This is a genomic window from Niveispirillum sp. (assembly GCF_017996735.1).
Classification (GTDB): Bacteria; Pseudomonadota; Alphaproteobacteria; order Azospirillales; family Azospirillaceae; genus Niveispirillum.
The window spans coordinates 1-16,337 of the sequence record NZ_JAGOGJ010000138.1 but is presented as its reverse complement, the minus strand read 5'-3'; the positions used below and the strand labels follow the sequence as shown (position 1 = coordinate 16,337).

At 63.9% G+C, this 16,337-nt stretch carries 13 protein-coding genes; 9 read left to right on the top strand and 4 right to left on the bottom strand.

The window, feature by feature from the left end:
- The coding region (locus KBA48_RS27395) for an AsmA family protein (RefSeq protein WP_292911870.1) at window positions 1–843 on the bottom strand (843 nt) is incomplete at its 3' end.
- A gap of 80 nt (window positions 844–923) precedes the next feature.
- On the opposite strand from KBA48_RS27395, the gene KBA48_RS27390 reads away from it, so the two are divergent.
- The 4 genes from KBA48_RS27390 to KBA48_RS27375 all read left to right on the top strand — a co-directional run bounded on the left by KBA48_RS27390 (window position 924) and on the right by KBA48_RS27375 (window position 5,601).
- Window positions 924–1,097 carry a DUF4169 family protein gene (locus tag KBA48_RS27390; protein ID WP_292911869.1) on the top strand — a complete coding sequence of 58 codons (174 nt, stop codon included), beginning with the start codon at window positions 924–926 and terminating at the stop codon, window positions 1,095–1,097.
- A gap of 215 nt (window positions 1,098–1,312) precedes the next feature.
- On the top strand, window positions 1,313–2,764 hold the full coding sequence (locus tag KBA48_RS27385; RefSeq protein WP_292911868.1) for an NADP-dependent isocitrate dehydrogenase: 1,452 nt from the start codon (window positions 1,313–1,315) through the stop codon (window positions 2,762–2,764).
- A 268-nt stretch (window positions 2,765–3,032) separates the two neighbouring features.
- Window positions 3,033–3,407: a GcrA family cell cycle regulator gene (locus KBA48_RS27380; RefSeq protein ID WP_281255169.1), complete on the top strand. Its 375-nt coding sequence runs from the start codon at window positions 3,033–3,035 to the stop codon at window positions 3,405–3,407.
- 226 nt (window positions 3,408–3,633) lie between these two features.
- The gene (locus KBA48_RS27375; RefSeq protein ID WP_292911867.1) at window positions 3,634–5,601 is read left to right on the top strand and encodes a methyl-accepting chemotaxis protein; all 1,968 of its coding nucleotides are present in this window, start codon (window positions 3,634–3,636) and stop codon (window positions 5,599–5,601) included.
- A gap of 337 nt (window positions 5,602–5,938) precedes the next feature.
- Here KBA48_RS27375 and KBA48_RS27370 read toward each other — a convergent pair whose 3' ends face one another.
- Complete coding sequence (locus tag KBA48_RS27370) at window positions 5,939–6,625, bottom strand: uracil-DNA glycosylase (protein WP_292911866.1); 687 nt, start codon at window positions 6,623–6,625, stop codon at window positions 5,939–5,941.
- A gap of 453 nt (window positions 6,626–7,078) precedes the next feature.
- Here KBA48_RS27370 and purE point away from each other — a divergent pair, with 453 nt between their 5' ends.
- From purE to KBA48_RS27350, 4 genes are all read left to right on the top strand, one after another.
- Window positions 7,079–7,546, top strand: a complete 468-nt coding sequence (gene purE / locus KBA48_RS27365) for a 5-(carboxyamino)imidazole ribonucleotide mutase (RefSeq protein ID WP_292911871.1) — start codon at window positions 7,079–7,081, stop codon at window positions 7,544–7,546.
- 33 nt (window positions 7,547–7,579) lie between these two features.
- The gene (locus KBA48_RS27360; RefSeq protein ID WP_292911865.1) at window positions 7,580–8,647 is read left to right on the top strand and encodes a 5-(carboxyamino)imidazole ribonucleotide synthase; all 1,068 of its coding nucleotides are present in this window, start codon (window positions 7,580–7,582) and stop codon (window positions 8,645–8,647) included.
- Between the two features lie 154 nt (window positions 8,648–8,801).
- Window positions 8,802–9,977, top strand: a complete 1,176-nt coding sequence (locus KBA48_RS27355; RefSeq protein WP_292911864.1) for an efflux RND transporter periplasmic adaptor subunit — start codon at window positions 8,802–8,804, stop codon at window positions 9,975–9,977.
- The gene (locus tag KBA48_RS27350) at window positions 9,974–13,144 is read left to right on the top strand and encodes an efflux RND transporter permease subunit (protein WP_292911863.1); all 3,171 of its coding nucleotides are present in this window, start codon (window positions 9,974–9,976) and stop codon (window positions 13,142–13,144) included. Before KBA48_RS27355 ends, KBA48_RS27350 begins: the two co-directional genes overlap by 4 nt.
- 179 nt (window positions 13,145–13,323) lie before the next feature.
- On the opposite strand, the gene phaR is transcribed toward KBA48_RS27350, so the two are convergent.
- The gene (phaR, locus tag KBA48_RS27345; RefSeq protein ID WP_292911862.1) at window positions 13,324–13,932 is read right to left on the bottom strand and encodes a polyhydroxyalkanoate synthesis repressor PhaR; all 609 of its coding nucleotides are present in this window, start codon (window positions 13,930–13,932) and stop codon (window positions 13,324–13,326) included.
- Window positions 13,933–14,391: 459 nt separating this feature from the next.
- Between phaR and KBA48_RS27340 the strand changes: the two genes are divergently transcribed.
- Window positions 14,392–15,738, top strand: a complete 1,347-nt coding sequence (locus tag KBA48_RS27340; RefSeq protein ID WP_292911861.1) for an alpha/beta fold hydrolase — start codon at window positions 14,392–14,394, stop codon at window positions 15,736–15,738.
- Window positions 15,739–15,777: 39 nt separating this feature from the next.
- Here the strand turns inward: KBA48_RS27340 and KBA48_RS27335 are convergent.
- A partial coding sequence (locus tag KBA48_RS27335) for a methyl-accepting chemotaxis protein (RefSeq protein WP_292911860.1) occupies window positions 15,778–16,337 on the bottom strand: 560 nt, incomplete at its 5' end.

Genomic DNA, 16,337 nt, shown 5'->3' with positions numbered 1-16,337 from the left:
GACACTCTGTTTCGTCAGGGACAGGCGGCCGCGCAATGACAGGGCGGGGGCCGTGCCGCTGCGGGCATCCCCAGGAAGTTCGATGCCGGCCAGATGCTGTGCCAGATGCAGGACAGGGGCGGCATCCGGGCTTTGCAGGGCGATATCGCCCTCCAGCCGGGCATCGCTGCCGGCCGGGGGCACGGTGCCGGTGAAGCGTAGGTCCGCCTTCGCATCGGTCAGCGACAGAATGGCCCGGACCGGGACCGCACCATTCGCCGACCGGCGCGCTGCGTTCAGGGTCAGCCGCGCGGGCCTGCCATCCAAGGCGCCACTGGCCACCAGTTCAAACGGCCCGTTGGGGCCGCCCGCCGCGAGTTCACCGGACAGGCCCGCCAGCCGGACCACATCGCCACCGGCACGTTCCAGCGCCAGTGAGCCGGCACGCAGCGTCACCCCCTCCACCTGTACCGCCCCGCCCAGCGCCGATGGCGCCAGCGGCCAGCGCGCCGCGCCATCCAGCGGCAGGATGGCCCGCATCTCCGCCTCGTCCAGCGTAAGCTGTTCGATCGTCACCTGCCCCTGCAACAAGGGCCAGGGGCGGACCTTCATGGCCACGCGGCCGATGCTGGCCAGCGGTTCCCCCGCGTCCAGAAGCCGGACATTGTCGGCGGTCAGGGTCGGCACGGGTAGCAGGGTAAGGCTCAGATCGCCATCGATGACCACCTGCCGTCCTGTCAGGCCGGCCAGACCGTCGGCCACGCGGGACCGGAATTCGTTCCAGGGCACCAATGCCGGTCCCGCCAGGACCACCAGGATCAGCAGGGCCAGCGTCAGCCCCAGGGTCACCGCGATCCGCTTCACGCCTTGCCCATCCCTCTTGCCTTCAATGCGATATGGGGTCTTAACCTATAGAACCGGTGCGCGACAGCATAGGGAATGAAATGGGCGAAATCGTGAATCTGAACCGCGCGCGCAAGGCGAAGGCCAAGGCGGAGCGGGAGACGCAGGCAGCGGAGAACCGCATCCGTTTCGGCCTGACCAAAGAGGAAAGGAAGAAGCGCGAAGCGCAGGAGGCGACCGCCAGGAAGCACCTGGACGGGCACAAGCTGGACTGACGGACAGGTCCGCCCCACCTGCCGGTTCAGATCATGCCCGCGCGTCCGCCTGACGGACACAAAAGTGCTTTGTCACCCGCGACTTGCGCCGCCCGGTCAGGGCGGCCCCGACCTTCGGTGCGATTGCGCAGGTCGGGCGGCAAGCGTAATTTCCGATCGCCAAGCCCGGCAAACCCCGCTGAAGGGGACGGGCATTGACGAAAAGGAACCATCACATGACCGAACCTACCCCCATTACCATCGCGCGCGGCGACGGTATCGGCCCGGAAATCATGGACGCCACCCTGGAAGTGCTCCAGGCGTCGGGCGCCAACCTGGCCTTCGAAGAAATCCAGATCGGCGAAAGCGTCTATAAGCGCGGCATCATGAACGGCATGGAGCCCAGCGCCTGGGACAGCCTGCGCCGCACCAAGGTCTTCCTGAAGGCCCCGATCACCACGCCGCAGGGGGGCGGGTACAAGTCGCTGAACGTCACCATCCGTGGCGCGCTGGGCCTCTATGCCAATATCCGCCCCTGCGTGTCCTATCATCCTTATGTCTCCACCAAGCACCCGACCATGGATGTGGTCATCGTGCGCGAGAATGAGGAAGACCTGTATGCCGGTATCGAATACCGCCAGACACAGGAAGTGACGCAGGCGGTGAAGCTGATTACCCGTCCGGGTTCGGAAAAGATCATCCGCTACGCGTTCGAATATGCCCGCGCGAACCATCGCCGCAAGGTGACGGCCTTCGTGAAGGACAATATCATGAAGATCAGCGATGGCTTGTTCCATCGCGTCTTTGACGAAATCGCCGCCGAATATCCCGATATCGAACATGAAAGCATGATCGTCGATATCGGTGCCGCGCGTCTGGCCGATACGCCCGAACAGTTCGACGTCATCGTCACCCTGAACCTTTATGGCGACATCATCTCCGACATCGCGGCCCAGATCACGGGGTCGGTCGGTCTGGCCGGCTCATCCAACATCGGCGACCAGTGCGCCATGTTCGAAGCCATTCACGGTTCGGCCCCCACAATCGCCGGCAAGAACATCGCCAACCCGTCGGGCCTGATCCTGGCCTCGGTCATGATGCTGGTCCATATCGGCCAGGCCGAAGCGGCGGAGAAGATCCATAATGCCTGGCTGCGCATGATCGAGGACGGCATCCACACCGTCGACATCTTCAAGCGCGGCGTGTCCAAGGCCCGCGTCGGCACGCGCGACTTCGCCCAGAACCTGATCGACCGTCTGGGTGAGCGTCCGACACAACTGATCCCCGCCTCCTATCAGGTGGGCGAGAAGTCCAGCTTCGCCGGCATCGCCCTGAAGGACTATGCGCGTCAGGAAAAGAAGCTGATCGGCGTCGATGTGTTCCTCGACCACAAGGGAGGCAATGGCGACGATATGGCCGCCCGCGTGGCCGGCCTGATCGGTGACGACCTGAAGCTGTCCATGATCTCCAACCGTGGTCAGAAGGTCTGGCCCGAGGGCGCCCCGGAAACCTTCTGCACCGACCATTGGCGCCTGCGCCTGCTGGGCGACGGCAAGTCGGTAGTCGGTCCGGCGGCCATCGTTGCCCTGCTGGGCCGTTTCGCCGATGCCGGCCTGGATGTGGTGCAGACGGCCAGCCTGTACAGCTTTGACGGCGCCAACGGCTTCTCTGCCGCTGCCGGGCAGTAGGCCGTCTGTCGGCGTGGTCCGCCGGATGGGGGAGGGGGCATAGGGCCCCCCTCTCCCTTCGGACAGGTAACGGAGTTACCCACAGGAATCCGTGTGGCGCCCCCTACACAAGCCGAGTCAAATTTGGTAGGTTGGAATCCAACAGGCCACCATATTTAGTGGCCAGATAATGGAAAGACAGCGATCCACAGGGTTGGGGACGGCCCTGAACATGGTGAACTGTTTGATCCGGCGTCGGTAACTGCCATACCATTAAGGGGATCTTTACGTGGAAGCGACGGAAAGCACCTGGAGCGAAGAGCGCGTTGAAAAGCTGCGCCAGCTTTGGGGTCAGGGAATGAGTGCCAGCGAGATCGCCGAGCTGTTGGGTAACGTGACCCGCAATGCCGTGATCGGCAAGGCCCATCGCCTGGGCTTATCGGGCCGGCCGTCGCCCATCAAGAAGAAGCCGACCAAAGGCGCCACGATCCTGTCCTTGACGGAACGGATGTGCAAATGGCCGGTCGGTGACCCGAAGTCGCCCGACTTCCATTTCTGCGGCAAGCCGTCGTTGAACGGCCTGCCCTATTGTGCCGAACATGCCGCCATCGCCTATCAGCCGGCCCGCAAGCGCGATGATGATCGCAAGCTGGGCGTTGCCTGAGACCCTGACCAAAAGATTATAATAGAAACCCCGGCACCTCTTGGTGTCGGGGTTTTTCTATTGGTTGCATAATATTGTCAGCAAATCATTTGCAAACGATTGCAGTCCAAATGGATAGTTTCCTTTATTTCAACTCTGTCAACCCTTGTCGTTAAAATTCAGGTAATATTTCGGGCGCACGCTGTGTCCAGGCGAAAAAAACGCCGGGATAAAAAGGGAGCGTGTCATGTCCTTTCGTCTTTCCGATCTTCCCGTGATGGGCAAACTCAGTCTGGCCTTCGGTATCGTCATCGGTGTCGTGGCCGCCTCCGGTGTCGGGGTCACGGGCTTCCTCAACCGCACACATCAGGCGGTTGACCTGAATACGCAGAGCTATGAAGTTCTGGACAAGGTTTCAGCCCTGCAGATCGCGGTGCAGCAGCAAGAGAGCAGCCTGCGGGCCTTCCTGGTGACGGGCGACCGTTCGTTCCTTGCCCCGATGGCGCCGGCCCGTGCCGGCTTCGATCAGGCGATGAGCGAGGCCATGGCTTTGTCCGCCGACGATCCCGATACCCAAATGCGCCTGCGCGCCGTGGGCGACGCGGCGGCCGAATGGCAGAAGAGTGTGGCGGAACGCGAGATCGCGCTGGTTGGACAACCGGGTGGGCTGCAGGCCGCCCGTGATCTGGTGGCACAGCATGTCAGCGCCCCGATCATTGACAAGCTGCGCCAGGGCCTTGATGCAGCCGAGGCCAATGAACGTGCGCAACTGGAACAGCGGACCCTTGTCGCGGATACCGGGCTGAAAGGCATGCTGACCATGTTGTGGTCGCTTATCGGTGGTGCGGCACTGGTCGCCGTTCTCTGCGCCTTTGGCCTGGCCCGTACCATATTGGTGCCGTTGCACCGTGTTTCCGGCGCCGTGGCGGAACTGGCCGATGGCAAGGCGACGCGCCCCCTGTCCTGGACCCGCCGGGATGAGATCGGCCGTCTGGCTGCCGCGTTCGACAAGCTGCGCGATACCGTGGCCCAGGCCTTCGCCCAGGCCCAGATGATCGCTGATGCTCCCCTGGGGGTGATGACCTGCGATCCGAATGACGAATTCCGCATCAACTATATGAATAAGCGCAGCATGGAAGTGCTGAAGACCGTCGAACATCTTCTGCCGTGCAAGGTGGATGAGCTGGTGGGGCAGTCCATCGATATTCTGCACAAGCATCCGGAGCATCAGCGCCGTTTGCTGTCCAACCCCGCCAATCTGCCCCATCGCACCAAAATCAAGCTGGGGGGCGAGGTGATGGACCTGCGGGTCACCGCCATCCGTGACAGCGAGGGCCGCTATGTTGCGCCCATGCTGACCTGGTCGCTGGTCACCCGTCAGGTCAACCTGACCAATGATTTTGAGAAGAATGTGAAGGGTGTTGTCGATCTGGTCACCCAGGCGGCTGAAGAGATGGCCCGGGCTGCCGACGCCCTGTCCGTCACGGCCAACAGCGCCAGCGGCCAGTCGACCGCCGTGGCCGCCGCCGCCGAGGAGGCCAGCGCCAATGTCGCCGCCGTGGCCAGCGCCACGGAAGAACTGGCGGCGTCCATCCAGGAGATCGGCCGTCAGGCGGAAGCCTCCAACACCCGCACCAGCCGGGCGGTGGCGGAAGCCACCCAGGCCGACCAGTTGATGCGCCAGCTTGCCGAGAGCGCGCAGGAAGTGGGCGAGGTGGTGGAACTGATCAATGCGATCGCCAGCCAGACCAACCTGCTGGCCCTGAATGCCACGATCGAGGCGGCGCGCGCCGGGGAGGCGGGCAAGGGCTTCGCGGTCGTGGCGGGTGAGGTCAAGGGTCTGGCCACCCAGACGGCGCAGGCCACGGAACGGATCCGTTACAAGGTGGAAGAGATCCAGAGCTCGTCCAGCCGGGCCGGATCGGCACTGCGTGGCATGACGGACATGATCCGTGAACTGCACACGACCGCTGCCGCCATCTCCGCCGCCGTGGAACAGCAACAGGCCGCCACGCGGGAGATCGCCAGCAATATCGCCCAGGCGGCGATCGGTACGCGGGATGTGACCGAACATATCTGTGGCGTCAATCAGGCCACGGGAGAGACGGGGGCTGCCGCCGTTCAGGTGCGCGGTTCCGCCGGAGAACTCAGCAAGGGGGCCGGCAACCTGTCGTCCCAGGTCGATCGGTTCCTTGTCGAGGCACGCGCCGCCTGATCGGACACACGCTCCCGATCAGGTGAAACTGGGCCGGACAGCACACGCTGTCCGGCCTTTTCTTTTGCCGCCATGCGCTGACGGTATGGAACGACCCGGGAGGAATGCGAACAAAGGCGGAACATTTGCCTTGATGTTCTTATTTCGTTCTGACAAGGTGACCTCACGAAAACGAAGGAGGCTCACATGAACCGCGCTGCTTACGTTCGTGATTTCCTGGCCATCACCGGTTTCTTCGGCACCATGTACGCATGGTTCGTCGTTGGCGCCGCCCTGGGCGCCTGACGCACTGTCTGTTGATCTGCGTGCCCTGGACCGCTGCCCCGCAGGGGGCAGGTCATCCGTTCCGGTCGATATGCTCCCGCACGGCGGCAAAGACCGCCTGGAACATCTCCGTGGTCAGACGCCCGGTATTGGTGTTGTAGCGGGAGCAGTGATAACTATCGAAAAGCCTTACATTGTCCCGCACGTCATGGCGCGCGCCATGACCAAAGGCGAAATGCGCCGGGCGCCGCCCCAGGGCCGTCAAGGTGCTGGCATGCGACACGGTGCCCAGCGCCACGATGGCCCGAAGGTTCGGCATGGCATTGATTTCCTGGGTCAGGAAATTACGGCAGGTCGCGACCTCGGCCGGCGTCGGCTTGTTTTCCGGCGGAACACAGCGCGCGGCATTGGTCAGCCGCGTGTCCAGCAGTTCCATCCCGTCATCGGGGCGCTTGTCATAGGTGCCGCGGGCGAACCCGAAGCGGATCAGCGTATCGTAGAGAAGATCGCCGGCATAATCGCCGGTGAAGGGCCTGCCCGTCTGGTTGGCCCCGTGCAGACCGGGCGCCAGACCGACGATCAGCAACCGTCCCGCCAGCGTGCCGAAGGCCGGGACGGGGCCGTTGTGATAAGTCGGGAAAGTGACGCGATTCTGCCGGCGGAATTCCGCCAGACGGGGGCAGAGCCCACAATCATGGTCCGGTACGGCGGGCATGCCGTCGGCTGCCGGATTACCTCTGATCGCCTGTCGCCCCGCCATGATGAAACCCCCTATTATACCAGTGCCGATAAATTCCGACCCATCGGAACTTATCGGCTTCGGCGGCATGTGTCGCCGCCGCGCCCGTCGGCGCGGATACCAGAGGTCAAAACTTTTGACCCCTTGTATTATCCCTGACGGAAGGGGTATTGGCTGCCGGTCCCTTGGTCAAGGGGAACCGCCGGTTCATCCTGTCTGTCTGCTGTTTGCCCGAAGCGAGACTGCGCGACTGTGCATCGCCGCGCGGGCGGCCCCGGTTATCCGGTTGGAAACCCTCACCGCATGAATTTCCGCCGGGCCGCCCTGCGTGCCCGGCTGTTGTGCCGTGGGGATGCGGGCCTATAATCCCGCGCTTTCCGGGATCGTCGCCATGACACGACAGGGGAGCCCGCCGCCGTGAGTTTCGATATCACCCGTGACAGCCAGGGCGCGCCCGTGCCCGTCGGCATCATCATGGGCAGCCAGTCCGACTGGGCCACCATGAAGCATGCGGCAACTGTCTTGACGGACCTTGGTGTGCCGTTCGAGGCCCGGATCGTTTCCGCCCATCGCACGCCGCAGCGTCTTTATGATTACGCTACCTCTGCCAAGGGGCGCGGCATCAAGGTGATCATCGCCGGTGCTGGCGGTGCCGCCCATCTGCCGGGCATGGCCGCGTCGATGACCACGCTGCCCGTGCTGGGCGTACCTGTGGAAAGCCATGCGCTGAAGGGTCAGGACAGCCTGCTCTCCATCGTGCAGATGCCGGGGGGCGTGCCCGTCGGCACGCTGGCCATCGGCAAGGCCGGTGCCATCAATGCCGGCCTGATGGCGGCCGGCATTCTGGCTTTGTCGGATGAACGGCTTGATGCCGCCCTGACAGCTTGGCGCACGCGGCAGACGGATGCCGTGGCCCTGGTTCCCGTGGATGACCCGGCCTGATCCGTTGCGGAAAAGCGTGAAGGAAGTGCGACCATGACTGTGATCCCCCCCGGCTCCATCATCGGCATCCTGGGTGCCGGCCAGTTGGGTCGCATGACGGCGCTGGCCGCCGCGCGCCTGGGCTACAAGGTGCATGTCTTTGCACCGGAAAGCATGGACAGTTCCTGCGGCCAGGTGGTGGCCCACCATACGCAGGCCGGCTGGCACGACCTGCGCGCGCTGGCCCGCTTTGCCGACGATGTCGATGTCATCACGCTGGAATGGGAGAATGTGCCCACTTACGCCGTGGATTTCCTGGCCCGCCATGTCGGTGTGCATCCGGGGTCCAATGTGCTGTCGGTGGCACAGGACCGGGTGGCGGAAAAGAACTTCGCCAACAAGCTGGGTATCGGCACCGCCCCCTTCCGGGCCGTCCGCACCCTGGACGCGCTGAAGCAGGCGGTGGCGGAGATCGGCCTGCCGGCGATCCTGAAATCCACCCGCATGGGCTATGATGGCAAGGGCCAGCTTCGTCTCAATCCGGGTGACGATCTGACGGGCGCCTTTGACGCCATCGGCAGCGATGAAGCCATTCTGGAGGGCTTCGTCGATTTCGAACGGGAGATTTCCGTGGTGACGGCCCGCCGGGCCGACGGCACCATCCTGTCCTACCCGCCCGTGGAAAATTGCCACAAGTCGGGCATTCTGGACACGACCACCGTGCCGGCCGCCATTCCCGCCGCCGTCGCGGCAGAGGCTGTGCGCGTGGCCGAACGGATGGCGGAAGAACTGCATGTCGTCGGCCTGCTGGCGGTGGAAATGTTCGTGACCCGCGACGGACGCGTGCTGGTCAACGAAATGGCGCCGCGCCCGCATAATTCCGGCCATTGGACCCTGGATTTTGCGGAGACCAGCCAGTTCGAACAACTGGTCCGCGCCGTCTGTGGTCTGCCTCTGGGGGCTGTCGGCGTGATTGCCCCGTGCGTGATGACCAACCTGATCGGTGACGATGTCGATAGCTGGGCGTCGATCCTGTCCGAACCCCGTGCGCGCCTGCATCTCTATGGCAAGGGAGAGGCACGACCCGGCCGCAAGATGGGGCATGTGACGCGCCCCCGCTGACACGGCCCGTTTCCGTGTGGCCGGGGTGATTGGGATATCACCTATGCGCCACAATTCGCGCCCGCAGCAATTCCGCAGCAAGAATATGGAATTCAGCCACCGCATCCCTTGTCATGCTGCAAAATGACAAGGGATGTTTGTGTTGGAGGTTTCCATGGATGCGCGCCATGCTGGCCGATTGGCCCTGTTGGCCGCCGGGCTGTCTGGGATGCTGATCCTGTCCGGGTGCGGAAAGGACGGGCAGGGGGCCGGTGGGCCGCCTGCGGCACCGCAGGTCGTCGTTTCGCAGCCGCTGAAAAAGAATGTCCAGGAATGGGATGAATATACCGGCCGCTTCGCCGCGCTGGAGGAGGTCGAGATAAGGGCGCGGGTCAGCGGCTATCTGACGGCCGTGAATTTTAAGGATGGTCAGATCGTTTTCAAGGGCGATCCCCTGTTCACCATCGATCCGCGACCCTATCAGGCGGCCGTCGATATCGCGCGGGCCGGGGTGGCTCAGGCGCAAGCATCGGTGCAACTGGCACAGCGTGAACTGGACCGTGCCCGCGACCTGCGGCAGACACAGGCCGTGTCACAGTCGGTGCTGGACAGCCGCGCGCAGCAATTGCAGAACGCCCAGGCCCAGCTTCTGGGCGCCCAGGCGCAGGTACGGGCCGCCGAACTGGACCTGGAATTCACCGCCGTCAAGGCGCCGGTCACAGGACGCGTCTCCAACCACCGGGTGTCGATCGGCAATCTGGTCAGCGGCGGGTCGGCGCAGTCCACCTTGCTGACCACCATCGTCTCGCTTGACCCGATCCAGTTCTATTTCGACGCCGACCAGGCCTCCTACCTGCGTTATGTGCGCCAGTCCCGGAATGGGGAACGGGTGAGCAGCCGCGACAATCCCAACCCCGTCATCCTGGCCCTGCCCGATGAACAGGGCTTTGTGCACAAGGGCCATATCGACTTTGTCGACAACCAGATCGATGACGGCACCGGCACCATCCGCGTCCGCGCCCTGTTCGACAATGCCGACATGGTGCTGACGCCCGGCATGTTCGCGCGTCTGCGGCTGGTCGGACGGCCCAATTATGATGGGCTGCTGCTGCCGGATGCCGCCATCGGGACGGATCAGAATCGCCGTTTCGTCTATGTCCTGGATAAGGACAACAAGGCGACATATCGCGGCGTGACCACCGGTCCCCTGATCGACGGGCTACGGGTGATCCGCGACGGGCTGATGGAAACCGACAAGGTGGTTGTGGCGGGCTTGCAGCGGGTGAAACCCGGTGCGCCGGTCACCCCCGTTGAACAGCCGATCCAGGCCGCATCGGGGGCCACGCCATGAAGATCGGCCGTTTTTTCATCGACCGGCCGGTCTTTGCCGTCGTCCTGTCGATCCTGTTGGTGGCGGTGGGGTCCATCGCCTATTTCACGCTGCCCGTCTCGCAATATCCGGAGGTGGTGCCGCCCACGGTTACGGTGAATGCCCGCTACCCTGGCGCCAACGCCCAGACGGTGGCCAACACCGTCGCCGCCCCGATCGAGCAGGAGGTGAACGGGGTGGAGGGCATGCTCTACATGTCGTCCAACTCCACCAGCGATGGGCAGATGAACCTGACCATCACCTTCAAGCTGGGTACCGATCTGGACAAGGCACAGGTGCTGGTCCAGAATCGTGTGGCCGTGGCAGAGCCGCGCCTGCCCGAGGAGGTGCGCCGCAACGGCGTGGTGACGCGCAAGGACAGTCCCGACCTGATGATGGTCGTGCATCTGCTGTCGCCCGATAACACCTATGACCAGCTCTATATTTCCAACTATGCGCTGCTGCGCGTGCGCGATGTGCTGAACCGGCTGGAAGGGATCGGCAATATCAACCTGTTCGGTGCGCGCGATTATTCCATGCGTGTCTGGCTGGACCCGCAGAAGATCGCCTCGCTCGGCATGACCGCGGGTGAGGTGGTGGCCGCCATCCAGCAGCAGAATGTGCAGGTCGCCGGTGGCGGACTGGGACAGCCGCCGCTGGACAATCCGCGCGATTATCAGTTGAACATCACCCTTCAGGGCCGTCTGACCGAACCGCAGGAATTCGACAATATCATCGTCAAGCATGGCGATGATGGCCGCATCGTGCGGCTGAAGGATGTGGCGCGGTCGGAACTGGGTGCGCGCGACTATGTCACCAATTCCTTCCTGGATGGAAAGCCGGCCGTCGTGCTGGCCATTTCACAGCTTCCCGGCTCCAACGCGCTGGAGACGGCGGCGCGCGTGCGGGCGGCGGTGGAAACCCTGTCCAAGGATTTTCCGCCCGGCCTGGAATACCGCATCGTCTATGACACGACCGGGTTCATTGCCGAGAGCATCCATGAACTGATCAAGACCATCGGTGAGGCCATGGTCCTGGTGGTTCTGGTGGTGATGCTGTTCCTGCAGCGCTGGCGGGCGGCCATCATCCCGGTGCTGGCCATTCCCGTATCGCTGATCGGCACCTTCGCGGTGATGTCGGCGCTGGGTTATTCGGTTAACAATCTGACCCTGTTCGGGCTAGTGCTGGCCGTGGGCATCGTGGTCGATGACGCCATCGTGGTGGTGGAGAATGTGGAGCGCAACCTGTCGCTGGGCCATTCCCCCATCGAAAGTGCCCGCATCACCATGGATGAGGTGGGGGGTGCCCTGGTTTCCATCGCGTTGGTCCTGTCTTCGGTCTTTATCCCCACCGCTTTTATCGAGGGCATTCAGGGGGCTTTCTACCGGCAGTTCGCGGTGACCATCGCCACGGCCACCATCATTTCCGCCTTCAATTCCCTGACCTTGTCGCCGGCACTGTGCGCCCGGTTGCTGCGGGCGCATACGCCCGAACATCGGGAGGCGACGGCCCGTCTGGCGGTTGTCAGCGCGCTGACGGACCGGTTCTTTGCGGGCTTCAACCGGCTGTTCGACCGGATGGCCGATTTTTATGCGGGGCTGGTGACCCGCCTGACGCATCTGACGCCGGTCGTGATCGGGATTTATGTGCTGCTCATCGCGGCCACGGGTTTCCTGTTCACGCGTATTCCCGGCGGGTTCATTCCGGCGCTGGACCAGGGCTATCTGATCATGGCCATCCAGACGCCGGAAGGTACATCGCTGGCCAATACCACCAAGGTGATCCAGAAAGCGGCGCAGATCGCGCGGGAAACGCCGGGTATCGCCCATTCGGTACAGTTCGCGGGCTTTTCCGGCGCCACCCGTACCATCGCGCCCAATGCCGGCGCCATCTTCACGCCCATGGAACCGTTCGAGGAACGGTTGCCCAAGGGGCTGACCGCCACCGCCGTGCTGCAGAATTTGCAAAAGCGCGTGGCCATGGCCATTCCGGAGGCGCTGATCTTTGTGGTGCCGCCGCCGCCCATCCGTGGCCTTGGCACGTCGGGTGGCTTCACCCTGCGCGTCCAGGATGTGGCAAGCGCCGGGCCGGCGGCCCTGGAGCAGGCGACCTGGGCCCTGGCGCAGGCCGGCAATCAGGTGCCCGGCCTGATCAATGTCTTCACGCCGTTCAGCGCGCGCGCGCCCCAGGTCTATCTGGATGTCGACCGGGTGAAGGCACAGATGCTGGGCGTGCCCATGACATCCGTGTTCCAGACCCTGGCCATCTATCTCGGCTCTGCCTATGTCAACGATACCAACCTGTTCGGCCGCACCTTCCAGGTGACGGCGCAGGCCGATGGTCCCTTCCGGCTGGACCCGGAAAATATCGGTCGGCTGGAAACCCGCAACGACAAGGGCCAGATGGTGCCGCTGGGTTCCTTCGTGGATTTCCGGTTCGTGACGGGACCCGACCGCGTGCTGCGTTACAACCTGTTCCCGGCGGCGGAATTGCAGGGCAACAACCTGCCGGGCGTCAGTTCCGGCACGGCCATCACGGCCATGGAACAGGCATCGGCGACCGCTTTGCCGCCAGGGTTCAAGGCGGAATGGACCGACCTGTCATATCAGGAAAAGAACACGGGCAATTCCGCCCTCTATATCTTCCCGCTCTGTGTGTTCTTTGTCTTCCTGGTGCTGGCGGCCCAGTATGAAAGCTGGTCCTTGCCGTTTGCCATCCTGCTGATCGTGCCCATGTGCCTGCTGTCGGCCGTGGCCGGTCTGATGATGCGGGGCATGGACAACAATATCCTGGCCCAGATCGGTTTTGTCGTGCTGGTCGGTCTGGCATCGAAGAACGCCATCCTGATCGTGGAGTTCGCCCGCCAACTGGAGGCGGAGGGCCGCAACCGCTATGACGCGGTGATCGAGGCCTGCCGCCTGCGCCTGCGTCCCATCCTAATGACCTCGTTCGCCTTCATCCTGGGCGTGGTGCCCCTGATGATCGCGACGGGGGCGGGGGCGGAGATGCGCCAGAGCCTGGGCACGGCCGTGTTCTTCGGCATGCTGGGCGTCACCTTCTTCGGGTTGCTGTTCACACCGGTCTTCTACGTCGTCATCCGGCGGTTCGCGGGGCGGGACACGGAGGCGGGGGCCAGCGGAAGGGCCTGAGATTTTCCTCCACTCCTCCCGCCGCCTGCTGGCGCGAACGGGAGGGGCGGGGAGATCCCATCCCGTCAACGAAAAAGGGGTGCCCCGATGGGACACCCCTTTCATTCCGTTCGGTAAATCCAGACCTTACGTCAGTGTCAATCGGCGCTGATTGGGGTCAAGATGTCCTGACCCTGGTATCAGTCCTTGCGCTTGGTCAGGCTTTCCATCTGGCTCTGCAATTCATCCAGCCGCTTCTGCAGCTCGGAGAACTTGTCGTCGGCCTTCGGCTTCACCTCCGGCGTTGCTGCCGGTGCCACGTCTGTCGCGCCGGCAACGCCTTCGGGATTGAAGGGGCTGAACATGCGCATGGCGCGTTCGAACAGGGCGATGTTCTGCTTGCTCATTTCCTCGAACCCGCCGAAGGGGAAGATGCCCCCGAACGTGGTCTGGAAATAATCCTTCATCTTGTCCTGGTTGCCCGTGAACGACTTCATCGAGTGTTCCAGGTAGCGCGGGACCAGCCACTGCATATTGTCGCCGTAAAAGCTGATCAACTGGCGCAGGAACGGGATGGGCAGCAGGTTCTGCCCCTTCGATTCCTCTTCCACGATGATCTGGGTCAACACCGAGCGGGTGATGTCATCACCGGTCTTGGCGTCATAAACCACAAAATCCGTCCCGTCCTTCACCATCTGGCAAAGGTGGTCCAGGGTCACATAGCTGCTGGTCGCCGTGTTGTACAGCCGACGGTTGGCGTACTTCTTGATAGTGACCGGTGCGGGCTTGGTGTCTTCTTTTTCAGCCATTTGGCGTCGCTTCCCCCGGACGATGCTGCGGATCGTTATATCAAGGAGTACGTCATTACGCGGTCGCAGCGCAAGCCTTCCGCAATGCCGAACGTTGAAAGCGTAACTATTGTTCTGCGGCCGCACTGCTATGATCTATGCTGCATGTGAGGTGGGACCAGTCCGGGACCCGCCTGTTTGACGGGATGGCGATGGTGAGTGAGCGCGACGAACCGCCCGCGATGGAGGATCTGGCCAGGCGTTACCTGGACCTGTGGCAGGACCAGTGGGCAGCCGTCTGTGCCGACCCGACGGTGGCCGACAGTCTGGCTCGGACCATGACCGCCTTCGGACAGACGGCGCTGACAATCAATGGCATGTTGGAACAGACCCTGGGATCGGCCGCGGCCGTGAACCCCTGGGCGGACATGATGAAATCGCTGTGGCCCATGGCGGCAATGGCGAAGGGGGCGGAAACCCATGACGAACGCCAGGACAAAGCCGGAACCGCCGGGCCCCAAACCGCTGCGCCAGGGGCCGCGCCCCTTCGGCCTGCATCTGGGGATGGGGATGGCGATATTGCTGAGCTCGCCGGCCGCATTGCCGCTCTTGAACGCGAACTGGCCGCATTGGCACCCGACGGTGCGGATGACGGCGGAAAACCTGCGCCGGGACCTGCGCCAGCGGCTGGGCGCAAGCGCCGGCCCGCCCGAAAGTCCGCCTGACGCCCCCCTGGCAACGGAGGCCTTTGCCCCCTTCACTTTGGCCGTGGATCGGGAGATGCGGCGGCGACTCGACCGGTTCCTGACGGGGTTGGAACGGTACCGCCACCATCCCTATCAACGGGATATCGAGGATGCGCCCCCCGTCTGGCGGGAGGGGGCCACACGTCTGCTGGAGATGGGGGGCGGCGGCAAGCCCGTGCTGTTCGTGCCCTCGCTGGTCAATCGCGGCTATATCCTGGACCTTTCCTGGCGCAAAAGCCTGCTGCGCTGGCTGGCGGGGCAGGGGGGCGATTCGGCGGGCGGTGGCGGCATCCGGCCCTTCCTGCTGGAGTGGGGATATCCGGGGGTGACCGAACGGGGATACAGCCTGTCCGACGTGGTGGCCGGGCGTCTGGTCCGTGCGCTGGAGGCCACCTGCGCCCGTGTCGGCGGCCCCGTGACCCTGGTCGGCTATTGCATGGGCGGGCTGCTGGCACTGGGTGCTGCGCTGCGCCGGCCCGATCTTGTGTCGGGCTATGTGGCTATGGCCACGCCCTGGGATTTCCATGCCGATGATGCGGCGGGCGCCCAGCGCACGGCGGCTCTGATCAACCCGTTCGATCCGGTAATGCGCATGCTGGGCGAATTGCCGGTGGATGGGGTGCAGACCCTGTTCGCCACGCTCGACCCGCTGCTGGCCTATAAAAAATTCAGCCGTTTCGCCACCATGGATATGGCCAGTGACGATGCGGATGATTTCGTGGCGCTGGAGGATTGGCTGAATGACGGGGTCAGCCTGCCGGCCCCCATCGCGCGGGAATGTTTGACCGGCTGGTACGGGGACAATACGACTGGCCGGGGTGAATGGCGCGTGGCCGACGTCTTGGTGCGCCCGGCTGATCTGCGTTGCCGTTCGCTGGTCATCGTGCCGGCCCGCGACCGGATCGTGCCGCCCGCCTCGGCCGCCGCCCTGGGGTCCGTTCTGCCCGGCGCCACTGTCTGGCAACCTTCCTTGGGCCATATCGGCATGGTGGTCAGCGGCGGGGCCAAGGCCAAGGTCTGGGCCCCGTTGCGCGATTGGCTTCTGTCCGACACAAATGGTGGCGCGTCAGGCGGCCATTGACGGTGCGGACACCGGGGAGACAACGCCTCCGGTCGCCCTTTACGCGGCGCGGATATCGTCGAGGAATTTTTCGACGCGTGCGCGCAGATGTTCGGATTGCTGGGCCAGTTCCTTCGCGGCGCCCAGGACCTGGGTGGCGGATGCACCGGTCTGGGCGGCGGCTTCGGTCACCTGGGAGACGTTCGCGGAGACCTCCTGCGTGCCGGTGGCGGCCTGTGTGACGTTCCGGCTGATCTCGGAAGTGGAGGCTCCCTGCTGTTCCATGGCGGCGGCGATGGAGGCGCCGATTTCGGAGACGGACTGGATGGTGGTGCCGATGGAACGGATGGCGGTGACGGAACTGTCGGTCGCCTGCTGAACCGAGGAGACCTGGGCGGCGATCTCCTCCGTGGCCTTGGCGGTCTGGTTGGCCAGCGCCTTGACCTCCGATGCAACCACGGCGAAGCCCTTGCCGGCCTCTCCGGCGCGGGCCGCCTCGATCGTGGCATTCAGCGCCAGCAGGTTGGTCTGCCCGGCAATATCCTGGATCAACTGGACGACGGCACCAATTTTGCCGGCGGCTTCGGCCAGGCCGGCCACGGTATTGTTGGTCTGGCGGA